The organism is Bhargavaea ginsengi, from assembly GCF_900109165.1.
GTDB classification, from domain to species: domain Bacteria; phylum Bacillota; class Bacilli; order Bacillales_A; family Planococcaceae; genus Bhargavaea; species Bhargavaea ginsengi.
Genome location: NZ_FNZF01000001.1, coordinates 559,033 through 583,583 on the forward strand (window position 1 = coordinate 559,033; position 24,551 = coordinate 583,583).

Genomic DNA, 24,551 nt, shown 5'->3' on the forward strand with positions numbered 1-24,551 from the left:
TCCGGCTACGGTCTCTGCCCTGCCTTATATATATATGCCGTTTCTATCACTGGTTATGACTAATTTCTCACAAGAATTTCAAAAAGATATATTTCGGTATTCTTTCTTCCTATGTAAATAGTCCCCGAAAAATACCGGACTTCGCTTGAAGTCCGGTTGTTTTCTCTTATTCACTTGATCCGGTAATACGTTCCGCGGCACCTAGTAGCATACCCAATTTAAAACCGGACTCTCATACGAGTCCGGTTTCGATAGAGATCACTTAAACAATTGCGGAATGCCGTTGATCAGGGAATACCCGCCCATCAGGGCCATCGCAATGACTGTGATGATACCGAGTACGGTCAGCCACATCGGATGCTTATAATCACCGACGATCCGCGCTTTGTAGGCGGCGATCAGCATGACGCCGAGCGCAAGCGGCAGGATGAGGCCGTTGAGCGAGCCGACGAGCACGAGAATCTTGACGGGCTGCCCCACGATAACAAAGACGAGAGTAGAGACCAGGATGAATCCGATGATGAACTTTTTTGCGTGCCGGTCGATCCAAGTGCTGAATGACCGGATAAAGGAGACGGAGGTGTAGGCCGCTCCGACAACCGATGTGACTGCAGCGGACCACATGACGACACCGAAGATCTTGTAGCCGATGTCTCCAGCCGCCAGCTGGAATACAGATGCCGGCGGGTTGTCAGGATTTAGTTTCAGCCCTTGCGAAACAACACCCAAAACGGCAAGGAACAAAAGAACCCGCATAAGCGAGGCGACACCGATCGCTGTGACCGCGCTCTTGGAAACGACCGGCAGATACTCCTTCCCTTTGATGCCGGCGTCAATGAGGCGGTGTCCGCCGGCAAAAGTGATATAACCGCCTACGGTCCCCCCGACGAGCGTAACGATGGCCAGAATGTCCATTTCAAGCGGTGCCACGGTACGCAGCGCCGCTTCCCCATAAGGCGGCTGGGCGGTGAACATTACATAAAGTGTCAGGGCGATCATGACAAAGCCCAAAATCTGCGTGAACCGGTCCATGACGCGTCCCGCTTCCTTCACAATGAAAATACCGATTGCAAGAAGGCAGCTGATGATGGCTCCTGTTTTCGGGTCGATGCCGAACAGCACATTGGCACCGAGCCCGGCACCTCCGATATTGCCGATGTTGAACGCAAGGCCGCCCATCACCACGAGCAGCGCAAGCACATAACCGAGTCCGGGCAGCACTTCGTTCGCAATGTCCTGCGCCCGCTTTCCGGAGACGGCGATGATCCGCCAGATGTTCAGCTGTGCGGCGATATCAATCAGTATGGAAATCAGGATAACGAATGCAAAGTTTGCCACGAGCTGTTCTGTAAACACCGTCGTCTGCGTGAGAAATCCCGGTCCGATTGCCGAGGTGGCCATCAGGAACGCGGCACCGAGCATCACGCGGCGGATTTGTTTTTGGTCCACTGTCTGATTCATTGGTCTCCCCCTACATTTCCCCTATTTTCTTTGAATGGTTCATTCAGCCGGTCATGAAAATCTGCTGCCGATCTTCTCCACTGTGACGCCTTCCTCCGGCAGAAGGTCCTTGAGCCGCCGGGCAAACTCCAGTGCGGTCACACCGTCGCCGTGGATGCAGACAGTATCCGCGCGCAGGGTGAAGTCTGTTTCATCCACCGTACGCACTTTGCCCTCTTTCACCATCCGGACCACCTGAGCACCCGCAATTTCCGGGTCGGTAATCAGCGCGTTTGCTTCGCGGCGGTTGGTGAGTGAGCCATCCGGCTGATATGTGCGGTCCGAGAACACCTCGCTTGCTGTCCGGAGGCCTATTCTCTCTCCTGCCCTGATCAGTTCACTTCCTGAAAGGCCGAACAGGATCAGTTCCGGATTGACCGCATACACCGCTTCCGCAATGGATTGCGCCAGTGCGGCGTCTTGAGCGGCCATGTTGTAAAGGGCGCCATGAGGCTTGACGTGCTGCATCCTGCCGCCTTCCGCCCGGACAAACGCATCAAGAGCACCAATCTGGTACATCGTAAGGTCATATGCTTCATCCGGAGAGATCGCGATGGCGCGCCGGCCGAACCCTGCCAGGTCCGGTGTTCCCGGATGGGCGCCGATGCCGACGCCTTTTTCCAGCGCCATCTTCACCGTCTTTTTCATGACGGACGGATCGCCTGCGTGAAAGCCGCAGGCAATGTTCGCGCTTGTGATCAGCTCGAGAATGTCTTCGTCGTTACCCATCGTATACGCGCCGAACGATTCTCCCATATCGCAGTTCAGGTCTACTTGAAAAGTCATGTTCATTCCCCTTTCATTTTCAAAGCGATAGCAGATTTCAATTCCGAGAGCTGCCGTTTTTGTGCCACAATCAGTCTCTGTGCTTCTTCGACCGATACTTCTATGAATCGCAGTTTCGCTCCCGGCTGCAGTTGGGCGATAATCGGGAGGTCGACCGTTGCGGCCTGGCCGATTTTCGGATAACCTCCGGTTGTCTGGCGGTCAGACATGAGCAGGATCGGGCTTCCGCCGGACGGCACTTGGACCGATCCGGCCACGACTCCTTCCGAAAGCAGTTCGCGCGGTTCGGACAGGCGGAGCGTTTCCCCTTTTAGCCTGTAGCCCATGCGATCCGATTCCGAAGAGACGGTAAAGCTCCCTCCGAAGAATGTGCTCCGGCTTTCTTCATCAAACCAGTGATACTGCGGCCCTTTCATCATCCGGATTTCAGCTTTATTTCCGTAAGCAGGAATCAGGCTGCCCTTGATGGTCCAGTCCGCCGGGCAGAATTTGCTGTCGCCTGCACCGGTCAGGGCTGTTGCTGTCCATTGCTTTGAAGAAACAGACGGATTCCCGACCGGAAGGCGGTCACCCTTCTCCAGACACCGCCCATCGAACCCGCCAATGCGGGCTTTTGTGTAGGTGGACCGGCTGCCCATCACTTCAGGCACGTCAATCCCGCCTGCGACGGCCAGAACCACCCGGCATCCCGAGACAGGCTTCCCAAACGTGAGGACTGCACCGGCCCTTACAGCGACCGGCCTCCACATTGGGATCTGTTCACCATCAATTCCGGGAGACAAGTCCCCGCCCGCCAGCGCAATCAGACTGTCGGTTTCAAAACGGATGGAGGGACCTGCAAGCGCCGCCTCGATCGTGGCACAGTGTTCACTGTTGCCGACCAGAAGATTCGCTACCCGGTGCGAATACGGATCCATCACGCCGCCAGCGACCACCCCATACTGCTGGAAACCCGGACGGCCAAGGTCCTGGACAGATGTCTGGAGGCCAGGCTTTTCAATGATCAGCATGACGGTCCGCCTCCAATTGTTTGTATTCTTTCGGAGAGACAGGCCTGAACCTGACCCGGTCTCCCGGCCGGAGGAGGCTCGGGATTTCTTCGTCCGGCAAAAACAGTTCGACAGGTGTCCTGCCGATCAGCTGCCATCCACCAGGCGTTCCGATCGGATAAACACCTGTCTGCGCGCCGGCGATGCCGACTGTCCTGGCCGGTATCTCCAGCCTCGGCGATGGCCGCCTTGGAGCGGCGATGCGCTCGTCCATGCCGCCAAGGAACGGGAAACCGGGGGCAAAGCCGATCATTTTCACGTCATATGTATTGCCGGCGTGGATGCGGACAACTTCTTCCTCGTCCAGCCCGTTATGCCGGGCGACAAACGCAAGGTCAGGCCCGAAATCCCCGCCGTAGCATACTGGAATTTCCACCGTACGCCCTTCATCTTCAGCTGCCGGCCTGATTCCGGAAAGCAACTCCCGAAGCCGCTTCTCCATCTCCGCATACGTCATTCCGCCATCCGCTTCATAGCAGACCGTGACGGTGACATACGCCTGGATGACATCGGTCACCCACGGGATCTCCGAATCAGTGATTTTTTCGGAAATCGCCCGCACCAGCGCGGTGGATTCCTTGCTGATCGACTCCCCTGCCGTCACCACGACGGCTTGATCCCCAAGCGGGTGATATTTCAGCTCCATAGACATCCCTTCTTTCTTCTCTAATTCTTTTGACGATTCATGTCGAAACTCCTTCCTTAGGAACAGGACCTTTTGTTTACCTTCTTTTGGAAGCAAACGAAAAACGCCCCGCCGAGGCGGAGCGCTTTCATTCAGCTGCTTTTTTGCTGGTGAAGCGGCGGCGTGATAAGCCACCCTTTTTGCTTCGTAAGGCGGAGTAACTTCGCGCCTGCAGTGGCGCGGTCTGCGTGGAACCGTGCAAAATTCGCGGCCACATCTTCACGGCTGCACTGGCCCATCACCTCGCTGCAGGACACGAGGCCCTGGCCGGCGTTGACGCCGAGGATCGCAGCGATTTCCTGGTCTGCAAACTTGGCGCCTGCCGGAATATCCTCGGAAGAAGCTTTCCCGCGTGACGGCAGCGCCGGCGGCGGTGTCACGCCGTTTTCCTTCAGAATCTTCTCGACCGCTGTGTTTTCAGACTTCATCATCTTGATGGAATCCTCAATCACACCGATCAGTTCCTTGTCGCCTGCATGATTCACAAAGGCTTCGTACATGCTAATCAAACCATTGTTCGCAGCGACATAAGCCCAAATACCGACGACTTCACCGTAATGCAGCGGTTCATTTTTCGGATTGTCATTCATGACACCCATTGGCGAATCCCCCATCCTTTTCGTAATCACAGATAGTATGGGGAGATTCCATTGCCATTATGCATCATCCGTATTTTTTCTGATGGTCTTTTTTGCGTCCGAGATAGTCTTCGTCTTCACGTATTCGGTCCCAGTACTCTTTGAAGATGGCAGCAGATTCGGCCTTTACAGGATCCTCGATCCGCTCATGTGTCGTCCCGTCTTCCTTGTACTTCCGGCCGCCCTTGTAATTGGTGTATCTCCGGGCCCTCGTATAGCCCATCTGGATGAATTTGCGTGCCATGTCCATGCCGACAAAGTCATCTTTCTTCCGGTAGTCCTCGAACATCTCATAAAGCGTCTCGGCGGACTTTTTGGCAATGTCCGGCGTCCGGAACCGCCAATGAGGAAGGAGTTCTCCTTTGTACGGTTCGACGAGAAGCACGCCCTGCTCGCCCTTTCCGACACGATACAGATCGGGACGTTCCCTGAAATCGATGTTGTCAAAATCCAGGTCATAGTCAAATGCCATCTTCATTCCCGCCTTTCTCCAGGAAATCTGTCCGCCCTTCTTCAAGCGGCTTTGCACCGCCATCTTCAGATTCCAGATGCAGAACGCCATCAACCATCTTATAGACTTTATCCACGTAATCGGTCAGCCGCGTATCGTGGGTTACGACGATGGTTGCTGCGTTTTTCTTCACGGCCGCGCTTTTCAGAAGCTTCATCACCTCAAATGCCCGGTCCGAATCAAGCGATGCGGTCGGCTCATCGGCCAGAAGAAGGGATGGGTTGGAGTAGAGCGCTTTGGCAATCGCGACGCGCTGCCTCTCCCCGCCAGACAGGTCATTCGGATACTTTTTGGTCAGCTTCGTTATTCCGAGCTCTTCCAGGAGACCGTCCCGCTCCTCCTTGGACATGTTGCCCTTCTTGACTTTATCCAGCAGCTTCAGCTGATCGGAAACGGTCAGGAAAGGAACGAGGTTCGAGGACTGGAGGATAAACCCGACATGTTCAAGCCGCACCTTCGACCGGTCCTTTTCTGCCAGTTCGGTGATCCGCTCACCCGCAATCCGCACTTCTCCCTCTGTCGGTCCCTGAAGCCCTCCTGCAATGGTCAGGAGCGTCGACTTGCCGGAACCCGAAGGCCCGATGATTGCGATCACTTCTCCCCGCTTTACTTCAAGTGATGTTTCCTTCAGCGCACGGACCTCCGTCCTTCCCGAACCGAACGTCTTCGTTACTTCTTCCAACTGCAATACATGTTCCGTCATCCCGAGATCGCCTCCAGCGGGTCAATTTTCACAATTGTCCAGACCGACACGAGCGCACCGAGAACGGCGACAGCTATCAGTACGGCACCGTAGACCGCCATCATGCCGTAGTCAAATGAAACCGGCACGGCCGCTGGCAGGAACTGTCCCGTCAGCACCGTCGCGCCGAATCCGATCAGCACGCCGATTACTGCCAGAATGAATGTCTGCGCGATGACTGATCGGGACAGATAGCCGCTTGAGATGCCCTGGGCTTTCATAACGCCGAACATGCTGATTTTCTGGACCGTCAGCACATAAAGGAAGATCGCCACGACCGCCGCTGAGATCGCGAACAGGAAGTAGATCATGAATGTCAATGTCAGGTTCTGCTCAGTGTAGCCGGGAAGGTTTTCGATAAATATCTCAGACTCGATATACTCGAGATCATCCGGCACGTCATTAGGCTGGCCGCCTTTCACGACAATCGCATTTATCATGTCAGGCTGCTCCACTTCTTCTGCCGGGCCCTGTCCTCCCTCTGCAGGCTGCCCAGGAGTCTCCTGAGTACTCATTGCCGAGGCGCCCGGACGGACCTTTTCGAAATCCTCAAGATCCATATATAAGACCGGCGCTGCATTAAAGCGTGCCTCGTCCGTGAAGCCCATTATCGTCAATGTCTCATCAGAACCGGAAAGCTCCAGCTCATCCCCGACGGAGAACCCTTCTTCTTTCAGGCTATCCGAGGCGATTACCTCGAACTCCTCCGAGAACTCCTCACCTTCGGTCGGCTCCGGCATGATGAATTCATCCGGACGGATTCCGAACAGCGCGACTCCACTTTTCACATCACCGTTGTCGGCGATCAGGTTCGTCTGTGTGAGCACCGCCGTTTCGTCAGCCTCAATTTCATCGACCAGGTCCGATTCCATCATCGACTGGTTCAGGCTCTTATCCGACTCTGCGGTCAGGTAGATGCCGTCCGCCTGCCACTTGTCGACCGCCTCGCGGTTCAGGCCGGCAAGGCCGCTTGCCAGCCCCGACAGGAAGAATACAAGATATGACACAAGCAGCAACACAGCAGTCACAAGTGCAAACCGGAGTTTATTTTGTCTGATCTCTCTCCACGCCAAAAACATGATTCCAACTCCTCAACTGAATGGAAAATCCTTCTTATTTCCTACTTCTTTCTTCTACCCCTGTCTTCAGATCTGTAACCGGAAAAGAAAGGCGGATTTGTGTCGGAATTAGCAGGCAATCGATAGGAATGGTTTAAATTTCTATTTATGAGATAATAGAGGAAACTTCTTATTGAAAGGATGAGTTAGACAATGGCAGAACTAAGCGGTATGCTTGCGTGGACATTTTCACAGGAAGTCGCGGTTCCGGACGATATACAGGACCTGCTGGTTGAGGGTGAAGAAGCGGTTGTAGCTTATAAAACAATCCGCGACGTGGCGATCGTGACGAATAAGAGATTTATCATTTCGGACAAGCAGGGACTTACCGGCAAAAAAGTCGAGGTATATACGATTCCATTCAATTCCATTAATATGTATTCAACCGAAAATGCAGGTAAGCTTGATTTCAATGCTGAAATCGAACTATGGACACGCGCCGGTAAGATGAAAATAAATCTCGGACGTGGCGTGGATATTCGGAAACTCGATAAAATCATTGCAAAAGCTATTCTGTAACAAGAAGAAGGTGCTCACATGTCAAAAAGGATCGACGGAGCAATGCGGGCGGCACGGATCGCTCATGCGCTGAAATGCCCGGTCTGCGGGAATCCGGTCCAAGTCGAGGAGAGCGGCCGGCTCCTCTGCCCGGAAAACCATTCGTTCGACTTTGCCAAACAGGGTTATGTCAATGTGCTGACCCGGCCCGCGGCCGGTCATTATAATAAGGAACTGTTCGAGGCGCGACGGCGCATCATGCTGGACAGCGGATTGTATGCCCCGTTCCATAAAGCGGCGTCCGACCTGATCCGGGAAGTGCCTTTTCTTGCATCAGGAACCGGCATCATTGCAGATATCGGCTGCGGCGAAGGCACTCACCTGCACAAGATTCTGGAAGAGCTCGATGACCCGCATGTGGCCGGGGCAGGGCTCGATATCGCGAAAGAAGGCGTCCAGCTTGCAGCCAGGGACTTCCCGGATGCGGTCTGGCTTGTCGGCGACCTGGCCCAGTCGCCGTTTGTGGATGGATCCATCCATACCATCCTGAATATCCTCTCCCCGTCCAACTACGAGGAGTTTGCGCGCATGCTTGCCCCCGGCGGCAGGTTGATTAAAGCCGTGCCGGGCGCCGGCTATCTCCGTGAGCTTCGGGAAGCCCTTTATACAGATGAGCGCCGGACGTATTCCAATGAAGGAACGGTTGAATTGTTCGACCGGCATTTCCGCCGTACGGAAACGGTTCCTCTCCGCTACTCGGTCCTTCTTCGGCGTGCGCAGCTGGAAGACCTGGTGCGGATGACCCCGCTTTCCTGGTCTCCGGATCCGGAGGCTGTCTCAAGATTTCTGGACTGTGAATCCGCTGAAATCACCGTGGAGCTGGACCTCCTCATCGGAGAGCCGAGGGATTAGGATTCGGATTAGGATTCGAGTCTGTTCGTCAACGTCTCAATGAACTTAATCAACGTTTCAATGAAGATAGTCAACGTTTCAACGAACTTAATCAACGTTTCACCAAAGATTGTCAACGTCTCACCCGTCCCCCTGCTGCATGAAGCCGATTTCCCATAAGAAATCGGCTTTTTGCATGAATTTGCACTTTACACCGTGGGTCTAACAGTCTATAATCATTTTAACGAATAAATATACATTCAACGGGGGTTTTATACATGTTTAAGAAAGCTCTATTTGCATCAGTTGCATCCGCGGCACTATTCCTTGCAGCCTGCGGCTCGGGCGGGGATTCCTCATCCGGCGACACAGCGGACACATCCGCGGACAATGCGGAAACAAAAGTCCTGAAGATGGGGACATCCGCCGACTTCCCTCCATTTGAATACCGGGACGAAGCAGGCAAGGAAATCGGATTCGACATTGACCTTGCAAACCATATCGCTGAGGAACTCGGTTACGAACTGGAGATTAACGACATGAAATTCGACGGCCTGATCGGCGCACTCAACACAGGGCGTGTCGACATGGTCCTCTCCGGCATGAGCGCGACCGATGAGCGAAAGCAGAACGTCGACTTCTCGACCGAGTACAACCGCTCCGGTGAATTCTTTGTCACAACAGCGGATTCTGACATCAAGTCCATCGAAGACCTCGAAGGCAAGACAGTCGGCGTCCAGCTCGGCACAATTCAGGAAGACGGCGCCAAACGCCTGAAGGAAAATGAAGGGATCAACTTCGAACTCAAATCGCTCGACAACTCCCTTCTCCTTATCCAAGAACTCAAAACAGGACGTATCGATGCTGCTTATATGGATAAATCCGTTGCAGTCGGCCATGTAGAAGAACAGGGCCTCGGCGGATTCGACGACCCGACCACCAGCTCGCCGGGCATGGCGGTCGCCTTCCCTAAAGACAGTGACCTCGTTGAGGACGTCAACAAAGTCCTTGCCGACATGGAAGAAGACGGCTCCCTGCAGGAACTGAAAGACAAGTGGCTGACCGACCAGGAATAAGCCTTGCGGCAGGGGTTGCCCTTTAACCGGCAGCCCCTTTTCCTATCCCAATCTCCCGTCAGTACGGGATGACAGAAAAGAGTTGAAACCATCATGAACCTTGATTTCACGCAAATGACCCCATATATCCCCTATATGCTGGAAGGCATCTGGGTAACGCTGAAGTTTGTCGCGGTCGCCCTCGTGATCGGTGCGCTGATCGGGACAATGCTTGCCCTGTTCAAGATCAGCGGCCCCGCTCCGCTCCGTGCATTCGCAATCGCCTATACGTCCATCTTCCGCGGGACGCCGCTGATCCTCCAGCTGATGCTGATCTACTTTGCCGTTCCTCAGCTGACGGGCTACGACATCACGCCGTTCTTATCTGCAATCACGGCATTCGGGCTAAACTCCGCAGCGTATATTTCCGAGATCATCCGTGCCGGCATCCAGGCGGTCGACAAAGGCCAGCTGGAAGCAGCACAAGCCCTCGGCGTGCCCTACCGCGCGATGATGAAGGATATCATCCTGCCGCAGGCATTCAAAAATATCCTGCCCGCACTGATGAATGAAGTCATCACCCTTACGAAGGAATCCGCGCTCGTTTCGACGATCGGTTACCTCGACCTCATGCGCCGAGCGCAGGTTGTCGGTGCCAGCATGTACCGTCAGTTCGAGCCGCTGCTCTTTGTCGGACTCATCTACTGGGTCCTCGTCATGATCCTTACACTCATCGGACGCAAGATTGAAAGGAGGCTGAAGGCAAGTGATATCCGTTAAGGGACTCGTCAAATCATTCGGTGACCTGGAGGTTTTAAAAGGCATCTCAACAGAAGTGGATGCAGGCCAGGTCATCGCCATCATCGGACCTTCAGGCTCAGGCAAGTCGACGTTCCTTCGCTGCCTCAACAAACTGGAGGAACCGACCGGCGGCACCGTCGACATCGCAGGCTTTGACATCACTGATAAAAAGACCGATATCCGCGCTGCTCGACAGGAGATCGGCATGGTGTTCCAGCACTTCCACCTGTTTCCCCACCTTACCGTCCTCGGCAACCTGACTTATGCGCCGATGAAAGTAAAGGGAGAAACAAAAGCGCAGGCAGAGGAAAAGGCACGCACCCTCCTCAAGCGCGTCGGCCTTTCCGAAAAGGCTGATTCCTATCCGGCAAGCTTGTCGGGCGGCCAGAAGCAACGCGTCGCCATCGCCCGCGCTCTCGCTATGGAACCGAAGCTGATGCTGTTCGACGAACCGACATCCGCGCTCGACCCGGAAATGGTCAAGGAAGTGCTCGACGTCATGAAAGACCTTGCGAAAAGCGGGATGACAATGATCGTCGTCACCCACGAGATGGGCTTTGCCCGCGAAGTCGCCGATCGCGTCCTGTTCCTCGACCAGGGCAAACTGGTCGAAGAAGGCACACCGGACGAATTCTTCGGAAATCCGAAGACCGACCGTGCGAGGGACTTTCTTGAGAAAGTGCTCTGAGGAGGAGTGCCGGCGGATGGCCACCTTCGGACATCTTCACACTCACGCCTTTATAAAAGCGATGCCCGCGCGGCATCGCTTTTTTCGTATGAAAATCGCATCTCTGCCATTCTTCAAACTCAGCCACCACATTTAAATGTAAGCGCACACAATAAGAAAGAAAATTTTATTCAATTTATTTTTTCTGAAATATTATTGCTTTCTGTGATATATCATATTATAATTTCACCTAACACTCGTTAGGCGGTGAATAAATGACTCAAGAGTTATTATTGCAGGCAGCTCTTCAGCTTTATGCAAAGCACGGTTATCAGGGGGCGTCGATGAGGAAGATCGCCGAAGAAGTGGGTATCAAGCCTGCGTCAATCTATTTCTTCTTCAAGAATAAGGAAGAATTGTTCCGGGAGGTGTTCAAGCGAACCCTGGCCCGGCACAATGATGCGATGCGCAAGACCCTTCAGCGTCATACCGATGAGCCTGTCGAAAAAATCTTTGCCGCCATGCTCCGGACGACCGTCGATCACCATGCCGGAGACAGGGACGAGATGGCGACCTATATCTCACTTGTTATTTCTCCGCCGACGCCGGACTTCCAGAAGCAGCTGGACGATTATTTCAGCAGCTTCAGTATCTGGCTGGCGGATGCACTGAACGATGCGCTGCGCAGAGACTTCCCCGACATTACCGAGTCCGAGGCCACTTCGGTGATCGGTCAATATGTTCTTCTTGCCAACGGCATTTTCTGGAGCATCAACATTTTCAGTCCTAATGAATTGGCCTTCCAGCTGCGGATGGCCGAACAGATGCTGCAAGCTTCATTCACGGCACTTCAGAAAAAACACAATTAAAAAGGAGGGAATTCAGATGGAAAACCGATTCAATAATCAATTGGTGGAGGACTACGAGCGGGAACCAGTTCCGCAACACAAGAGAAAGGGCTGGATCAAACTATCCATCGTCTGGATCGGCGGTATTGTTGCGCTCTCGGCCACTGCACTTGGCGGCGCTCTGGGGGCAGGCATGGCGATGGGTGATGCCCTGATTGCGACTTTCATTGGCTGTTTTATCCTCGCTGTGCTGTCCGCATTGTGCTGCACGGTCGGTGCGAAAACCGGGCTCTCCACCCCATTCGTCTCAATGTTCGCGCTCGGCCGCTATGGCTCCTTTGCCGTTTCCGCGATCGTCGCCATCTCGCTTTTCGGGTGGTTTGGTGTACAGCTTGATCTTTTTGGCTCCAGCCTGCAGAGCATCCTGTTTGACGTGTTCGGCTGGAACGTCAACCAGAAACTGCTGGTCATCCTTGGCGGTGTTCTCATGACGACCACCGCATTTATCGGCTATAAAGCCATTGAGAAACTGAGTCTGTTCGCAGTTCCGCTCCTGGCCGCGCTGCTCATCGCCTCACTCATCAAAGTTATGAACGGCAGGGACCTTTCTGAAGTTACCGCCGCCCCGCTTACGAGTGATCCGCTGAGTGTCGGTGTGGCCATCTCCCTGATCATCGGTTCACTTGCAGTCGGCGCAATTATCGGCCCCGATATTTCGCGTTACGCCAAATCCGTGAAGGATGCAGTGATCTCCTCGTTCGTCGGATTCTTTGTCGGATTCAGCATCGTCCTGATCATTGCCGCGCTTCTCGCCAAAGCGACGACACAGGTAGATATCGTGGAAATCATGCTCGGACTCGGCTGGGGCACTGGTGCCTTGCTCATCCTCATCCTTGCGCAGTGGACGACGAATGACAACAACCTGTACTCCTCGGCGCTTGGTTTCTCCGTCATCTTCCAGAGCGTGCCCAAGTACATCCTGACAATCGTGGCGGGCGTCATTGGCACCGGGATGGCGGTCGGCGGAATTTACGAGAACTTCATCCCGTTCCTCATATTCCTGAGTGCGCTCATCCCGCCAATCGGAGGCATCTACGTCGTCGATTATCTGATGAATAAAAAGAAATACAGTTTCGAAAACCTTGCCGACAACGTCCCGGTCAACTGGGGCAGCGCCGCAGTGTGGATGATGGCTGCCCTCGTTGCCTTTATGACGGCGCCCGCACCGAACGGCTTCGGCCTGTTCACCTTCACAGGCGCTTCGGGATTCGACGCATTCCTTGCTGCATGTGTGTTCCAATTCATCTTCAATAAGTTTTTGCAGGGGGCACCAGCAGTTGTCGCCCTGTCCAACCAAAGGGGGAGCATCAAATGAGACTGATCGGAAAAGAAGAAATCGAGAATATTGCAATCGGTGCGGCGCTATTGGGCACCGGAGGAGGCGGCGACCCCTATATCGGCAAACTGATGGCGATCCAGGCGGTCGAGGAGAACGGGCCGATCCGACTCCTCAGCCTGGATGAAGTACCGGACGACGCACTGATCGTCCCGTCGGCGATGATGGGCGCCCCGACGGTCATGGTCGAGAAGATTCCGAGCGGCCATGAAGCACTCGCCGCTTTCAAGTCACTGAAGGACTTCCTCGGTCAAGAGATTTACGCTACGATGCCGATCGAGGCCGGCGGGGTCAACTCCCTGCTGCCGCTTGCCCTTGCCGCGCAGATAGGTCTTCCGGTCATCGACGCGGACGGGATGGGACGTGCATTCCCGGAGCTTCAGATGGTCACGTTCTACCTGGAAGGCGCATCCGCCACACCGATGGTCCTGTCTGATGAAAAAGGAAACAGCCTCCTGCTGAACACAATCGACAGCGTATGGGCAGAACGGATCGCCAGAAGCGTAACAGTCGAGATGGGCGGCTCCGTCATGAATGCAATTTATCCCATGGAAGGCCATTTTGTGAAAAAAGCGTCCATCAAAAACATCCTGACGCTTGAAGAAGAGATCGGCAGGACCGTCCGTGAAGCAATGAAGCAGAACATCAACCCGATTGAAGACGTACTTGAACTCGTTGGCGGCACCGCCCTTTTCGAAGGTAAAGTGACCGATATCAACCGGAGGACGGAAGGCGGCTTCGCCAAAGGCACCGCCACAATCGACGGGCTGAACAAAAACAAAGGATCCGATTGCCGTCTCCACTTCCAGAACGAACATCTGCTATGCGAAGTTGACGGCAAAGTCCGTTGTGTGACGCCTGACCTGATCGCCGTCGTGGATTCCGAGACCGGTATGCCGATCACGACGGAAGGACTGCGCTACGGCGCACGCTGCACCGTCATCGGCATACCATGCGATGAAAAGTGGCGCACCGAGAAGGGAATCGCCACCGCAGGCCCGCGCTATTTCGGCTACGACACAGACTTCACACCGATTGAACAACTAAACGCGAAAGCAGGGATAACAAAATGACAAATTACCGTCTTGGAATTGATGTCGGCGGAACCCATACCGATGCCGTCATCTTGGATGAAGCTTATCGGGTCATCGCGTCCGTCAAAGCAACGACGACAGTGGACGTCAGCAAAGGGATCTATTCGGCCATGCGCCAGGTCGTCGAAAAGTCGGGCGTTCCGGTTTCGGATATCCGTCATGCCATGCTCGGCACAACCCACTGCACGAATGCCATCGTTGAGCGAAAGCGCTTGAACCAGGTTGCAATCATCCGCATCGGCGCCCCTGCGACACTCGCTATCAAACCGCTTGTCGGGGTGCCGGACGACCTGCGGGAGATTCTGGGCAAGCATACCCACATCGTGCGCGGGGGCCACGAATTCGACGGGCGGGAAATTGCGGAACTGGACGAAGAAAAAATCCGCGCGATTGGACGGGAACTGAACGGACAGGTCGATTCCGTCGCTATCACCTCCGTCTTTTCCCCTGTCTCCGCCGTACATGAAGAGCGCGCAGCGGAAATCATTCGCGAAGAAATGGGGCCGGATGTCGCCCTGTCCCTCTCAAGTGAAATCGGAAGCGTCGGACTGCTCGAGCGCGAAAACGCGACCATCCTGAATGCTGCCATCGTCAATGTCGCGCGCTCCACCGCTGACGGGTTCGTCAAGGCGCTTGAACAGGAAGGCATCCACGCGGAAATTTTCTTCGGCCAGAATGATGGCACACTGATGTCCGTCGAGTACACCGTTAAATATCCGATTCTGACGATTGCCTGCGGTCCTACAAACAGCCTCCGGGGCGCAGCCTACCTGACTGACCGGCCGGATGCACTTGTCGTCGATGTCGGCGGTACGACAACGGATGTCGGCGTCCTTGTCGACTCATTCCCCCGCCAATCTTCCCTTGCAGTAGAGATTGGCGGAGTCCGCACGAACTTTCGCATGCCGGACATTGCGGCGATCGGTCTCGGAGGAGGGACGATCATCCGCCTGGAAGACGACGGCTCATTCCAAATCGGCCCACAGTCCGTCGGCCACCGCCTGAACGAAGAAGGCCTTATCTTCGGCGGAGATACGCTAACGGCCACCGACGTCGCAGCCGCACTCGGAGTCATCGAGCTCGGCGACCGCAACAAGGTGGCACACCTGGACCGCAGCCTCCTGGAAGCCGTCTACGCCCGCATGGTCGAAATGGTCGAAGAAACCATCGACAAAATGAAGACCAGCGCGGATCCGGTACCTGTCATGCTTGTCGGCGGCGGCGGCATCCTCTTCCCGACCCGCTTGAAAGGTGCCTCAGAAGTGATCCGGCCTGAAAACGCAGGGGTCGCCAACGCTATCGGATCTGCAATCTCACAAGTCAGCGGACAAGTCGAGAAAATCTTCCTTATCGATGAAATGGGGCGCGAAGCCGCACTCGAGGAAGCCAAGCGGCTCGCCTCCGAAGAAGCCGCCAAAGCCGGGGCCGACGCTGAATCTTTGGTCATCGTTGACTTGGAAGAAGTTCCGCTCTCCTACCTTCCAGGCAACGCCACAAGGATCCGCGCAAAAGCCGCCGGAGATCTTGCGATGAACAAACAACCGGCGATCCGGTGAACGGATGAATTCTTATACTGCGGACAGGCCATTGAAAGGGCAATCGTCTCTTTCAAGTCTGCAAATGAAAAAGCGATGCCCGCGTGGCATCGCTTTTTTCATGTGATCATCTGCACCGGAGGCCACTGACCATCCCAATGTCAATAATCCAACCAGGCAGGGTGCAGTTTCGTCATTCATGGGCTCAGTTTCATCGTTCACGCCGCCGGTTTCGACATTCGCAGACAACTTCTCATTGATGACGAAATAACTCGGTCGAATGACGAACTTCAGGGGCGAATGAAGAAACAGCAACAGGCAACCACATGCCGCGCCACTGAAATCACTAAATGCATCATTGTAAAAGCCGTGGCTTTTTCGACGCCAGTCCGCGGTAAGCGTACACTTCCAGTGCAGCAAAAAGCCGGCATCGCCGCCGGCCCATTCCTACTTATACCTCAACCTGTACGCCTTGCCTGCCTGCTTCCGCCTTGCGGTAGACGCCCTTGGCCACCGCCAGATCGTAATACGCGGCGCCGACGCATTTGAAGAAAGTGATCTCTTCTTCGGTTTCCCGGCCGGATACTTGTCCGGTCACAAGGTGCACAAGCTCCCCGTGGAGTTCATCAAATGACCAGGCTCCTGAGCGGTCGGCATAAATCAGTTCTCCTGCTTCCTCTTTCACGCCATGCAGGTCATCCGCGATGACTTTTGAGCAGCGGCGAATAAATGTCTCGTCCACTTCCCGCATGTGCGGCAGATAGGATCCGACCCCATTCACATGCGTCCCCGGACGGATTGTTTCACCGTCAAATACCGGCGTCTCGGAGCGTGTTGCGCAGTTGATGACATCCGCCCTTTTTACCGCCTCATCGACATCACCGACAATCTCGATCGATACTTCAGCCGAGATCCGCCCTTCCCTTCTTAGCCGCTCGCCGAATGCTTCCGCCTTCGACCGCGTCGGGTTGACCAACAGGATTTCCCGAATCTCACGGACAGCCAGCACGCCGAGCACCTGCTCGTATGCCATGCCTCCGGTTCCGATCACACACAGGACCGATGCCTCTTTTCTGGCTAGTCGGTCTGTCGCCAGACCGCTCATCGCTCCGGTCCTGAGCCGTGTCAGGTACGATGCGTTCAGCATCGCCAAGTGACGGCCATCTGTGGCATCAGTCACGAGCACAACGCCCTGAGTGGTCGGCAGCCCGTTTGTTTTCGGGTTCTCAGGGAAGATTGTCACCGTCTTGTTCGCCGCGATTCCTTCCGACAGGTCCGCGCATGGCATGTACAGCACCGATGCGCTCCGTTCCGGGAATTCGATGACCGTGCGGAGCGGATTTTCGATTTTCCCGTCCGCAAGAGAATGAAGCGTCGCCTTTACATCTGGGATGGCATCTTCCATCCCGTACATTTCCATGATCTGCTGTTCATTCATGATAATCAAAACGCATTAACCACCTTTATTGCACGCTTGCCGTTCCGTAACCGACTCAGACAAGCTGCTTTTCTATGATGTTCGCCTTGCCTTGAGCTTCAGATGCTTGCTCATCCAGCAGCTGGTTGCTCCGGTCACGCACGGCCCAGATGGCGACAAGTGAAACAACTGCTGTAAAGATGATGTAGAGTGCGACCGGCACGTAGGAGTTGTTGAACTGCATCAGAAGTGCTGTCGCGATCAGCGGAGCCGTGCCCCCGGCCACCGCTGCACCGATCTGATAACCGAGCGTGATGCCCGTGTACCGCACTTCCGCGGAGAAGATTTCCGAGAACATTGTTCCGAGCACGGCCGTGATCGGCGCCCAAATGATGCCGAGCCCGATGATGGTCGCGAGGAACATCATGATGTTGGACCCTTCATGAAGCATCCAGAAGTACGGGAAGGCAAACAGGATCATGCCAACCGCTCCCCAGATATACAGCGGCTTGCGTCCGACCTTGTCGGACAGCTTGCCCATAATAGGAATGAGGATCGTCGTGATGATCGTCGCGACCATGACCGCATTCAGCACTTCACTGTTCGTATGGCCGACATTGCTTGTGGCATACGATACGACGAATGTCCCGAAGATGTAGAACGGCGCCGTCTCTACGACTTTTGCTCCGACCGCGATCAGTACTTCACGCCAATGGTGCTTGAGTGTGTGGACAAGCGGCACTTTCGGTGCCGAACCTTCCGCCTGTACCTTTTTGAACGACGGCGTCTCCTCGATCCCCTTGCGGATCCAAAGTCCGAAGATGACGAGCAGCGCACTCAGAAGGAATGGCACGCGCCAGCCCCAGCTCATGAACGCGTCTTCCGGCAGCAACGTCATGACGGACAGCGCCAGAGTCCCGAGAACCATGCCGATCGTGACCCCCATCTGCGGCACGGAACCGAAAAAGCCCCGCTGTTCCTTTGGCGCATATTCCACGGCGAGCAGCATCGCGCCGCCCCATTCCCCGCCGATGCCGAGCCCCTGGATCAGGCGAAGTGTAATCAGCAGGATCGGTGCCCAGATACCGATTGCGTAGTACGTCGGCAATAGCCCCATCGCGAATGTCGCGATCCCCATCAGGCTAAGCGTCAGAACGAGCGTTTTTTTCCGTCCTATCCTGTCCCCGATATGGCTGAAGATCACCCCGCCAAGCGGCCGGATAAAGAACGACAGCGCAAATGATGCATACGCCAGAATCAATCCGATCGACGGATCTTCCGCCACAAAGAACATGGTATTAAAGACGAGTGCTGCGACCGTACCATACAGGAAGTAATCGAACCACTCGATGGAGCTTCCGACGAGGCTGGCGATCAGCACGCGCCTCATGTCCTTGTCTTTCATATAACTTCCCCCTAATCCCCATATAAAAGTTGAAGCACCTCTTCAATTGAAGTGACACTTCAATTTATGCTACCATCATAAGTGAGCTTGAAAACGTTGTCAATCTTATTTTTAGATAATTAGGAGAGTTTGGATTGGACCTTACACTTGGCCTGAAAATCAAAAGCATCCGCAAGGAAAAACAGAAGACGCTGAAACAGGTGGCGGAAGAAACCGGCTTTTCCATCAGCTTCCTTTCCCAGCTGGAGCGCGGCAAATCTTCCGCGACGCTGGAATCCCTCAAGAAAATCTCCGTCGCCCTCGGCGTCAGTCCCGGCCACTTCTTCGAAGAGGAAGCCGGCATTCCGGAACAAGATGGATTGGGCATGGCCGAACGCATCGCTGCCTACGGTGTACACTACCGTAATCTTGCGCCCGGCTTCAGCTCGCCTGACTTCATGCCGATGCAGGTCACATTGGAAGCCGGCGAGAACGGCGGCCAGCCTATCACCCATGCCGGCCAGGAATTCGTCTATGTCTTGGAAGGCAAACTTACCGTGGAAGTCGGAGAGTCACTGACCGAACTCACCCCCGGCGGCTCGCTTTTCTATGACGCCGGAGATTCCCATTACTGGTACAACCGGAGTGACGGACGGACTGTGTTTCTCTGCGTCAGCTCTGATACAAAAAAATGAACCTCCGGAGGGCAGTGCGCCCCCGGAGGTTCATTTGTAATCGAGAATCCAAGCTCAAGCTTGTCTGGGTGATTTAAGCTTGGGCAGCTGAATTCCTTCCTCGCCCCTTTTCTGAAAAAAGTTGGCGATTGCAGCGCCAAGGGTAAGGTTGGTTACCATGTTCAATACTGCCGGAACCGCGGAAAGTGCACTGACATGCTCCAGGGCAAGAGTGGCGGCGAGTGCCGTATTGCAGATGCCCACATGAAATAACACAGAACGGGCATGCCGCTCCTTCATCCCAATCAGCCTGGCAATCAGATACCCCCCAACCATCGGCACTGACACTTGAAAAAGCACGACCACCGCTATCAAAGGAATCAAACCGAGGTTTTCACTCAGCACTTGCTGCGCATTTGAAATCACCGAAAGCACGACGATAAATAGTGCGAGTTGAGATAGTAGCGGTGTATATGGCTGCACCTTCTCTACCGTTTTGGTGAATTTCCATTTCAGGAAAAGCCCTGTGGTCAGAGGCAGCAGGACAATCAGTATAATATTGATGAACAGCGCCCAAAAACTCACAGGAATAAACTGCCCTGCAAAGAACTGAGTGAGGACGGGTGTCAGCAGCGGAGCCAGGAAAGTGTCAGTCGTTGCCATGGCAATGCTGAGTGCCACATCACCTCCTGCAAGAAGGGCAAAGAGATTGGCCGTCGTTCCACTTGGTACAGTTCCAGCCAGGATTGTGCCGGTTGCAAGCTCCGGCTGATCCCTGAAAAAGAGATAGGCAAGTCCTACTGAAATGGTGACAGTCATGGTCCATTTGATCATGACGCCGATCAGGACGGTTTTGGGCTTCTTAACCGTTTCAACCAAATGAGACGTGGCCAGGGTCATTCCCATGAAGAGGAAAATGGCTCCCAAACCAATCGATGTCCATTCTCTGATCCCTGAAAACGCCCCGGGAAACACATACGCAATTATGGCGCAAAAGAGGATCCAGAACGGCAGATATTTGGAAATGATCGCTTTTATGGCACTCATATATTCACTTCCTTCAATTGCGAAGAGCCTGCACTTTCGTCAGCACAGGCTGCAACATCAAACACTCTTGTACAGATAGGCTCCATCTTCCACTTTGTCCAATTCCACTTGGTCTCCGATTGCGATGTCTTCAGTCATTCTGGCGGTCACTTTTGCGCTTGTCCCGTCCAGCTGGACCAGTGCAACATAGTAGGGTGCCAGATGGGCAAATTCAGATGGCGGAACATGAATTTTTGTAAAGCTGTAAATACTCCCTTTGTCTTCGACTTCCCGCTCGGAAATTTCGTTTGCCCCACATGACGGGCAATAAACCCTTTTCACTACGGTGTCGTGTCCACAGCAAGAATAGACTTTCAGTTTCTTCACACCCTTTCCAGAATATGAACGGCAGAATACGAACCGGTACCACCAAGGTTTTGTGCGAGTGCAATCCGCGCGCCTTCCACCTGGTTTGCAGCATCGCCACGCAGCTGCCTGACGAGCTGATAGATCTGTGCGACTCCGGTCGCGCCGATCGGATGACCCCTTGATAGCAGGCCGCCGCTCGTATTAACCGGCTTTTCTCCATTTGCTTTAGTGAGGCCCTTCTCCACAGCCTTCCACCCCTCCAGCCGCGGGAAAAATCCGAGTTCTTCTATAGCAATCATCTCGGTCATCGAGAAGCAGTCATGAATTTCCACCACATCGATATCTTCCGGACCGAGGCCGGCTTTTTCATATGCACGCCGGCCGGATTCCCCGATTGCCGGAATCGACAGCAGGTCGCTTGCATCCTGCATCTGAGTCGGACCGGAAACCAGTGATGAAGCTTTGATATGAATGCCGCTCGGCTTCCTGGAGATGACAAGAGCTGCCGCGCCGTCCGTCATTGGCGAGCAATCAAACAGTCCCAGCGGCTCTGTGATCATCCGGGCGTTCATGATCTCTTCCAGACTGGTTGCTTTGGAAAATTGCGCAAGCGGATTGTTCATCGCATTTTCCCGGTTCTTCAGCGCCACCATGGCCAGATGTTTCTTGGACGCCCCAGTTTCATGGAAGTAGCGATTAGCCAGGACCCCGAAAAAACCCGGGAACGTCAGGCCGGCACTTTTTTCACTGGAATCCGTATCCATCGCAGCATTGATGGCTTGTGTGACCTCGGCAGTCTTGGCATGCTTCATTTTCTCCACACCCGCCACAAGAACCGTGTCATGCTCACCGCTCATCACAGCAAGGACAGCCTGCCGGAGCGCGATGCCGCCCGAGGCGCAAGCGCCTTCGACTTTCGCAGTCGGCACAAAACCGAGGCCGAGGTCATTTGCCACAATCGCCCCGAGAATTTCCTGGTTGGACATGCTCCCCGCAAGGAAGTTGCCCACGAAGACGGCATCCACCTTGGGACGGCCGGCATCTTCCAGAGCCTGCCGGCTGGCATCCAGCAACAGATCTTTCAGTGTCCGGTCTTCGTGTGTGCCAAATTTGGTCATTCCGATTCCATGGATATATGTGTTTGTCGTCATGACTTAACCCCCGCATGCATGGCCTTCAGCTCGCGCTTCAGTATTTTGCCGTATGAACTCTTCGGCAGCGCATCCACAATATGAATTTCCTTCGGCTTCTTGAAGCTTGCCAAATGTTCCTTACAGAGCGCTACCAGATCGTCTTCCACTACCTCGCTCCGTCCGTTTGGCACAACATAGGCGACGACGCTCTCTCCCCATTTCTCATCTTGCACGCCGATTACACAGGTTTCTTTAACCCCGTCATGCTTATTCAGGACTTCTTCCACCTCACGCGGGTAGATGTTCACCCCGCCGGAAATGATGACATCCTTTTTACGGTCAACAATGTGGAGATAGCCCTGATCATCACGCCATCCGAGATCCCCTGTATGCAGCCATCCATCCTTGAGCGTGTCTTCGGTGGCCTTCTCGTTGTTCCAGTAGCCCTGCATGACGAGCGATCCTTTACAGACAATCTCTCCGACTTCACCGTTTTTCACTTCTTCACCGGCTTCATCCACTATTTTCATGTCTACGAATGGTCCAATCCTTCCGCACGAAGCCAGCCTCTTCGGCAGCTCGTTCCGCGGCATCATCGTAATGCACATCGGTGCCTCAACCTGCCCGTACGTCTCCACGAAAATGGTGCCCGCCTTGTCAAGGGCATCCTGCAGCTTGGCAGCGGCGATCGGAGAACCGGCCATATTAATGGACTTTACATAGCGCAGCTTTTCTGCATCGAACGAAGCATCCTGGATCATCAGGTTGACGATGGTCGGCACCATGAAGATGATGCTGACCTTATCCGCAGCAAGCTGGTCAAGAAAATGCTCTGCTTCAAACTTGTCATAGACGACCTGAGTCAGACCATAGAGCCATGAAACATGGCTTAAGAAATTGCTTCCGTGTGTAAGCGGTGCAACATGGCCGACAATATCGTCATAGTCCACTTCACACACCTGTGCAAGCGATAGTGCCCCTGCAATCATATTCCGGTGGCTCAGCATGACGCCCTTCGGGTTTCCTGTCGTGCCGGATGTATACATAATCGCAAACAGGTCGTCTTCATCAACTTCTTCAATAAATGAAGCCCCCATGTGGTCACTGATTGCCTGTTCATAAGGCTCGCCTACCGGAAGAAGTGGGAGGTCATCGCTTAGTGTTTCAAGCAGTTCAGATTCGCCGATTACGAGGGACACACCCGCATCGCGGACCTGGTAATCCAATTCTTTTGGATGCAGCCTGTAATTCAGCGGCACTTTTACAATTCCCCCATGTGCAAGCGCCACATCCAGTTCAATATGTTCCATCCTGTTTTTCATGAGAACAGCCACACGGTCTCCTTTTACAATCCCGCGTTTGTTCAGATAATGGGACAGCGCAAGCGTCCGGAATTTAAGGTCTCCATAAGTGATGGACCGGTCCCGGTCTTTCACCGCGACTTTATCCGGATTGGCTTCAGCTGCCTTCACTGCCAGTTTGCTGAGTGTTTCCATCTCACGCACCGCCCTTCGAAAATTGAAAAATAGGCACGCCGTAGGCTTCGTCTTTCCGGCGGGTCAGCTCCACCTCACTGATCGGAAAGAGAACAAATTCGATTGTGATGGCGACAGGATTCTCACTGTCAAGAAAATGTCCGCCACTTACTTTGCCGTCACAATCCACGAAGACTCCATGCATATGCACATCTTGGTTTCCTTCTCCGTCGGAGCCTACAAATCCGCTTGCAGAAAGCAGCTCCACAGGGGAATCGGAAACCCGGCGTTCGGAATACCGGATCCCTGCCGCAGACTTTTCATCTTTGACCACCTGATAAAAAGCAGCTTGTGTCAATGAACCGATGCACTGGAAATGGCCTCCCCTGATGCCAAACTCATTGCACACTTCCTTGATGCCGCCTAACAAGTCACAATCCTTTTTGAGGCGGCCGATGACCCGATTCGTCTGCTCATCGTAGAAAGCCTGAAAAAGGTGATTATCCAATGCTGTAGCCCCCGTCCACTTTGAGTACCTGGGACGTGGTGTATCCGGCGTTTTTTGAAGCAAAGTAAAGCACGGCATCCGCAATATCATCCGGTGTGCCCATACGATCGATCACCTGGCCGGACGTATCATATTTCACTCCGGCAGTAATGGCAGTCGCCGTAGCTCCAGGAGCGACCGAATTCACAGTGATGCCGTACTTTCCCACTTCCTTCGCGACCCACTTGGTGAGGGCGATGACGCCCCCTTTTGAAGCGGAGTATGCCGGGCCGGAGCGGCCATTTTTTTCGCCGCCCGAAACGACTCCGCCGTTCATCCCCGAAATGGAGCTGATATTGATGATCCGCCCATATCCGGCTTCTTTCATATGCGGATAGATGACAGCCTGCATAAAGAGGAAGGTGGCCTTCAAGTTTGTGTCCAGATCGCGGTACCACATGTCTTCCGTCATATCTTCAAGATCCAGTCGGCTGGCGGTGCCTGCGTTGTTCACGAGAATCTGGACTTCACCATAGTTCTCGATTGTCCGGTCCACCGTTGCCCGGACAAATTCTTTGTTCCGGATGTCACCGAGGCACTCCAGGTAGTCAGCGTCCCCCAACTGGCTGATTGTCTGCTGGCAAGGATTCAGGTCAACAAGAACAACCTTTGCCCCCTGTTGTGCGAGTTGGATCGCCACCGCCTGTCCGATTCCGCTTGCAGCCCCTGTAACGATGGCAACTTCTTTTGAAAATTTCATTTCCCCTACCCC

Annotated in this window: 27 protein-coding genes; 10 read left to right on the forward strand and 17 right to left on the reverse strand. The window is 54.2% G+C overall.

What is annotated here, in order from left to right:
* Positions 1-258 precede the first annotated feature (258 nt).
* The 8 genes from BMX91_RS02670 to BMX91_RS02705 form a co-directional block, all read right to left on the reverse strand.
* Positions 259-1,461, reverse strand: coding sequence for an NRAMP family divalent metal transporter (locus BMX91_RS02670; RefSeq protein WP_092049626.1), 1,203 nt, complete (start codon positions 1,459-1,461; stop codon positions 259-261).
* Between the two features lie 51 nt (positions 1,462-1,512).
* Positions 1,513-2,286, reverse strand: a complete 774-nt coding sequence (locus BMX91_RS02675) for a LamB/YcsF family protein (RefSeq protein ID WP_092049629.1) — start codon at positions 2,284-2,286, stop codon at positions 1,513-1,515.
* A gap of 2 nt (positions 2,287-2,288) precedes the next feature.
* The gene (locus BMX91_RS02680; protein ID WP_092049632.1) at positions 2,289-3,296 is read right to left on the reverse strand and encodes a 5-oxoprolinase subunit C family protein; all 1,008 of its coding nucleotides are present in this window, start codon (positions 3,294-3,296) and stop codon (positions 2,289-2,291) included.
* Positions 3,283-3,981, reverse strand: coding sequence for a 5-oxoprolinase subunit PxpB (gene pxpB / locus BMX91_RS02685; RefSeq protein ID WP_092049634.1), 699 nt, complete (start codon positions 3,979-3,981; stop codon positions 3,283-3,285). The genes BMX91_RS02680 and pxpB overlap by 14 nt, the downstream gene beginning before the upstream one ends.
* Before the next feature lie 131 nt (positions 3,982-4,112).
* Positions 4,113-4,619: a DUF3231 family protein gene (locus BMX91_RS02690; RefSeq protein ID WP_092049637.1), complete on the reverse strand. Its 507-nt coding sequence runs from the start codon at positions 4,617-4,619 to the stop codon at positions 4,113-4,115.
* Positions 4,620-4,683: 64 nt separating this feature from the next.
* Positions 4,684-5,130, reverse strand: coding sequence for a DUF4385 domain-containing protein (locus BMX91_RS02695; RefSeq protein WP_092049640.1), 447 nt, complete (start codon positions 5,128-5,130; stop codon positions 4,684-4,686).
* Positions 5,120-5,872 carry an ABC transporter ATP-binding protein gene (locus BMX91_RS02700; RefSeq protein ID WP_092049643.1) on the reverse strand — a complete coding sequence of 251 codons (753 nt, stop codon included), beginning with the start codon at positions 5,870-5,872 and terminating at the stop codon, positions 5,120-5,122. The genes BMX91_RS02695 and BMX91_RS02700 overlap by 11 nt, the downstream gene beginning before the upstream one ends.
* A complete protein-coding gene (locus BMX91_RS02705) occupies positions 5,869-6,990 on the reverse strand; it encodes an ABC transporter permease (protein WP_092049645.1) in 1,122 nt (373 codons plus the stop codon). Before BMX91_RS02705 ends, BMX91_RS02700 begins: the two co-directional genes overlap by 4 nt.
* Positions 6,991-7,182: 192 nt before the next feature.
* On the opposite strand from BMX91_RS02705, the gene BMX91_RS02710 reads away from it, so the two are divergent.
* The 9 genes from BMX91_RS02710 (at position 7,183) to BMX91_RS02750 (ending at position 15,835) form a co-directional block, all read left to right on the forward strand.
* Entirely contained in the window at positions 7,183-7,548 is a 366-nt protein-coding gene (locus BMX91_RS02710) for a PH domain-containing protein (protein WP_092049647.1), read from the forward strand.
* An 18-nt stretch (positions 7,549-7,566) separates the two neighbouring features.
* A complete protein-coding gene (locus BMX91_RS02715; RefSeq protein ID WP_092049648.1) occupies positions 7,567-8,439 on the forward strand; it encodes a putative RNA methyltransferase in 873 nt (290 codons plus the stop codon).
* 257 nt (positions 8,440-8,696) lie between these two features.
* Positions 8,697-9,494: an ABC transporter substrate-binding protein gene (locus BMX91_RS02720; RefSeq protein WP_092049651.1), complete on the forward strand. Its 798-nt coding sequence runs from the start codon at positions 8,697-8,699 to the stop codon at positions 9,492-9,494.
* 93 nt (positions 9,495-9,587) lie between these two features.
* Positions 9,588-10,253 (forward strand): amino acid ABC transporter permease, encoded by a 666-nt coding sequence (locus BMX91_RS02725; RefSeq protein WP_092049654.1) that lies wholly within the window; start codon positions 9,588-9,590, stop codon positions 10,251-10,253.
* Entirely contained in the window at positions 10,240-10,962 is a 723-nt protein-coding gene (locus BMX91_RS02730; protein WP_092049657.1) for an amino acid ABC transporter ATP-binding protein, read from the forward strand. Before BMX91_RS02725 ends, BMX91_RS02730 begins: the two co-directional genes overlap by 14 nt.
* Before the next feature lie 254 nt (positions 10,963-11,216).
* On the forward strand, positions 11,217-11,810 hold the full coding sequence (locus BMX91_RS02735; RefSeq protein WP_092049659.1) for a TetR/AcrR family transcriptional regulator: 594 nt from the start codon (positions 11,217-11,219) through the stop codon (positions 11,808-11,810).
* Between the two features lie 16 nt (positions 11,811-11,826).
* On the forward strand, positions 11,827-13,164 hold the full coding sequence (locus tag BMX91_RS02740) for a cytosine permease (RefSeq protein ID WP_092049661.1): 1,338 nt from the start codon (positions 11,827-11,829) through the stop codon (positions 13,162-13,164).
* Entirely contained in the window at positions 13,161-14,258 is a 1,098-nt protein-coding gene (locus tag BMX91_RS02745) for a DUF917 domain-containing protein (protein ID WP_092049663.1), read from the forward strand. The genes BMX91_RS02740 and BMX91_RS02745 overlap by 4 nt, the downstream gene beginning before the upstream one ends.
* Positions 14,255-15,835 carry a hydantoinase/oxoprolinase N-terminal domain-containing protein gene (locus tag BMX91_RS02750; protein WP_092049666.1) on the forward strand — a complete coding sequence of 527 codons (1,581 nt, stop codon included), beginning with the start codon at positions 14,255-14,257 and terminating at the stop codon, positions 15,833-15,835. Before BMX91_RS02745 ends, BMX91_RS02750 begins: the two co-directional genes overlap by 4 nt.
* Before the next feature lie 12 nt (positions 15,836-15,847).
* Here the strand turns inward: BMX91_RS02750 and BMX91_RS15620 are convergent, their stop codons facing one another.
* Genes BMX91_RS15620 through BMX91_RS02760 form a run of 3 tightly spaced genes read right to left on the reverse strand, consistent with a single transcriptional unit; the run spans position 15,848 to position 18,636 of the window.
* On the reverse strand, positions 15,848-16,234 hold the full coding sequence (locus tag BMX91_RS15620; RefSeq protein WP_143059340.1) for a hypothetical protein: 387 nt from the start codon (positions 16,232-16,234) through the stop codon (positions 15,848-15,850).
* Between the two features lie 31 nt (positions 16,235-16,265).
* The gene (locus BMX91_RS02755) at positions 16,266-17,261 is read right to left on the reverse strand and encodes an ornithine cyclodeaminase family protein (RefSeq protein ID WP_092049668.1); all 996 of its coding nucleotides are present in this window, start codon (positions 17,259-17,261) and stop codon (positions 16,266-16,268) included.
* A 46-nt stretch (positions 17,262-17,307) separates the two neighbouring features.
* On the reverse strand, positions 17,308-18,636 hold the full coding sequence (locus BMX91_RS02760) for an MFS transporter (protein ID WP_092049670.1): 1,329 nt from the start codon (positions 18,634-18,636) through the stop codon (positions 17,308-17,310).
* Positions 18,637-18,770: 134 nt separating this feature from the next.
* Between BMX91_RS02760 and BMX91_RS02765 the strand changes: the two genes are divergently transcribed.
* Positions 18,771-19,310: a helix-turn-helix domain-containing protein gene (locus tag BMX91_RS02765; protein ID WP_092049672.1), complete on the forward strand. Its 540-nt coding sequence runs from the start codon at positions 18,771-18,773 to the stop codon at positions 19,308-19,310.
* Between the two features lie 54 nt (positions 19,311-19,364).
* Here the strand turns inward: BMX91_RS02765 and BMX91_RS02770 are convergent, their stop codons facing one another.
* The 6 genes from BMX91_RS02770 to BMX91_RS02795 are packed head-to-tail and all read right to left on the reverse strand — an operon-like array spanning position 19,365 to position 24,539.
* Positions 19,365-20,336, reverse strand: a complete 972-nt coding sequence (locus BMX91_RS02770) for a bile acid:sodium symporter family protein (protein WP_092049674.1) — start codon at positions 20,334-20,336, stop codon at positions 19,365-19,367.
* A gap of 57 nt (positions 20,337-20,393) precedes the next feature.
* Entirely contained in the window at positions 20,394-20,702 is a 309-nt protein-coding gene (locus tag BMX91_RS02775) for a Zn-ribbon domain-containing OB-fold protein (protein WP_092049676.1), read from the reverse strand.
* Entirely contained in the window at positions 20,699-21,835 is a 1,137-nt protein-coding gene (locus BMX91_RS02780; protein WP_092049678.1) for a thiolase C-terminal domain-containing protein, read from the reverse strand. The genes BMX91_RS02775 and BMX91_RS02780 overlap by 4 nt, the downstream gene beginning before the upstream one ends.
* Positions 21,832-23,313, reverse strand: coding sequence for a class I adenylate-forming enzyme family protein (locus tag BMX91_RS02785; protein ID WP_092049681.1), 1,482 nt, complete (start codon positions 23,311-23,313; stop codon positions 21,832-21,834). The genes BMX91_RS02780 and BMX91_RS02785 overlap by 4 nt, the downstream gene beginning before the upstream one ends.
* A gap of 1 nt (position 23,314) precedes the next feature.
* Positions 23,315-23,800, reverse strand: coding sequence for a PPC domain-containing DNA-binding protein (locus tag BMX91_RS02790; RefSeq protein WP_092049684.1), 486 nt, complete (start codon positions 23,798-23,800; stop codon positions 23,315-23,317).
* Positions 23,793-24,539 (reverse strand): SDR family NAD(P)-dependent oxidoreductase, encoded by a 747-nt coding sequence (locus BMX91_RS02795; RefSeq protein WP_092049686.1) that lies wholly within the window; start codon positions 24,537-24,539, stop codon positions 23,793-23,795. The genes BMX91_RS02790 and BMX91_RS02795 overlap by 8 nt, the downstream gene beginning before the upstream one ends.
* Positions 24,540-24,551: the final 12 nt, after the last annotated feature.

Bases quoted from the DNA above. Each gene is read 5' to 3' on its own strand.
- BMX91_RS02780 (WP_092049678.1), bottom strand. From the start codon at position 21,835: ATGACGACAAACACATATATCCATGGAATCGGAATGACCAAATTTGGC.
- BMX91_RS02680 (WP_092049632.1), bottom strand. From the start codon at position 3,296: ATGCTGATCATTGAAAAGCCTGGCCTCCAGACATCTGTCCAGGACCTT.
- BMX91_RS02785 (WP_092049681.1), bottom strand. From the start codon at position 23,313: ATGGAAACACTCAGCAAACTGGCAGTGAAGGCAGCTGAAGCCAATCCG.
- BMX91_RS02745 (WP_092049663.1), top strand. From the start codon at position 13,161: ATGAGACTGATCGGAAAAGAAGAAATCGAGAATATTGCAATCGGTGCG.
- BMX91_RS02760 (WP_092049670.1), bottom strand. From the start codon at position 18,636: ATGAAAGACAAGGACATGAGGCGCGTGCTGATCGCCAGCCTCGTCGGA.
- BMX91_RS02695 (WP_092049640.1), bottom strand. From the start codon at position 5,130: ATGGCATTTGACTATGACCTGGATTTTGACAACATCGATTTCAGGGAA.
- BMX91_RS02670 (WP_092049626.1), bottom strand. From the start codon at position 1,461: ATGAATCAGACAGTGGACCAAAAACAAATCCGCCGCGTGATGCTCGGT.
- BMX91_RS02720 (WP_092049651.1), top strand. From the start codon at position 8,697: ATGTTTAAGAAAGCTCTATTTGCATCAGTTGCATCCGCGGCACTATTC.
- BMX91_RS02735 (WP_092049659.1), top strand. From the start codon at position 11,217: ATGACTCAAGAGTTATTATTGCAGGCAGCTCTTCAGCTTTATGCAAAG.
- BMX91_RS02715 (WP_092049648.1), top strand. From the start codon at position 7,567: ATGTCAAAAAGGATCGACGGAGCAATGCGGGCGGCACGGATCGCTCAT.
- BMX91_RS02700 (WP_092049643.1), bottom strand. From the start codon at position 5,872: ATGACGGAACATGTATTGCAGTTGGAAGAAGTAACGAAGACGTTCGGT.
- BMX91_RS02750 (WP_092049666.1), top strand. From the start codon at position 14,255: ATGACAAATTACCGTCTTGGAATTGATGTCGGCGGAACCCATACCGAT.
- BMX91_RS02795 (WP_092049686.1), bottom strand. From the start codon at position 24,539: ATGAAATTTTCAAAAGAAGTTGCCATCGTTACAGGGGCTGCAAGCGGA.
- BMX91_RS02690 (WP_092049637.1), bottom strand. From the start codon at position 4,619: ATGGGTGTCATGAATGACAATCCGAAAAATGAACCGCTGCATTACGGT.
- BMX91_RS02705 (WP_092049645.1), bottom strand. From the start codon at position 6,990: ATGTTTTTGGCGTGGAGAGAGATCAGACAAAATAAACTCCGGTTTGCA.
- BMX91_RS02740 (WP_092049661.1), top strand. From the start codon at position 11,827: ATGGAAAACCGATTCAATAATCAATTGGTGGAGGACTACGAGCGGGAA.
- BMX91_RS02675 (WP_092049629.1), bottom strand. From the start codon at position 2,286: ATGACTTTTCAAGTAGACCTGAACTGCGATATGGGAGAATCGTTCGGC.
- BMX91_RS02710 (WP_092049647.1), top strand. From the start codon at position 7,183: ATGGCAGAACTAAGCGGTATGCTTGCGTGGACATTTTCACAGGAAGTC.
- pxpB (WP_092049634.1), bottom strand. From the start codon at position 3,981: ATGGAGCTGAAATATCACCCGCTTGGGGATCAAGCCGTCGTGGTGACG.
- BMX91_RS02725 (WP_092049654.1), top strand. From the start codon at position 9,588: ATGAACCTTGATTTCACGCAAATGACCCCATATATCCCCTATATGCTG.
- BMX91_RS02770 (WP_092049674.1), bottom strand. From the start codon at position 20,336: ATGAGTGCCATAAAAGCGATCATTTCCAAATATCTGCCGTTCTGGATC.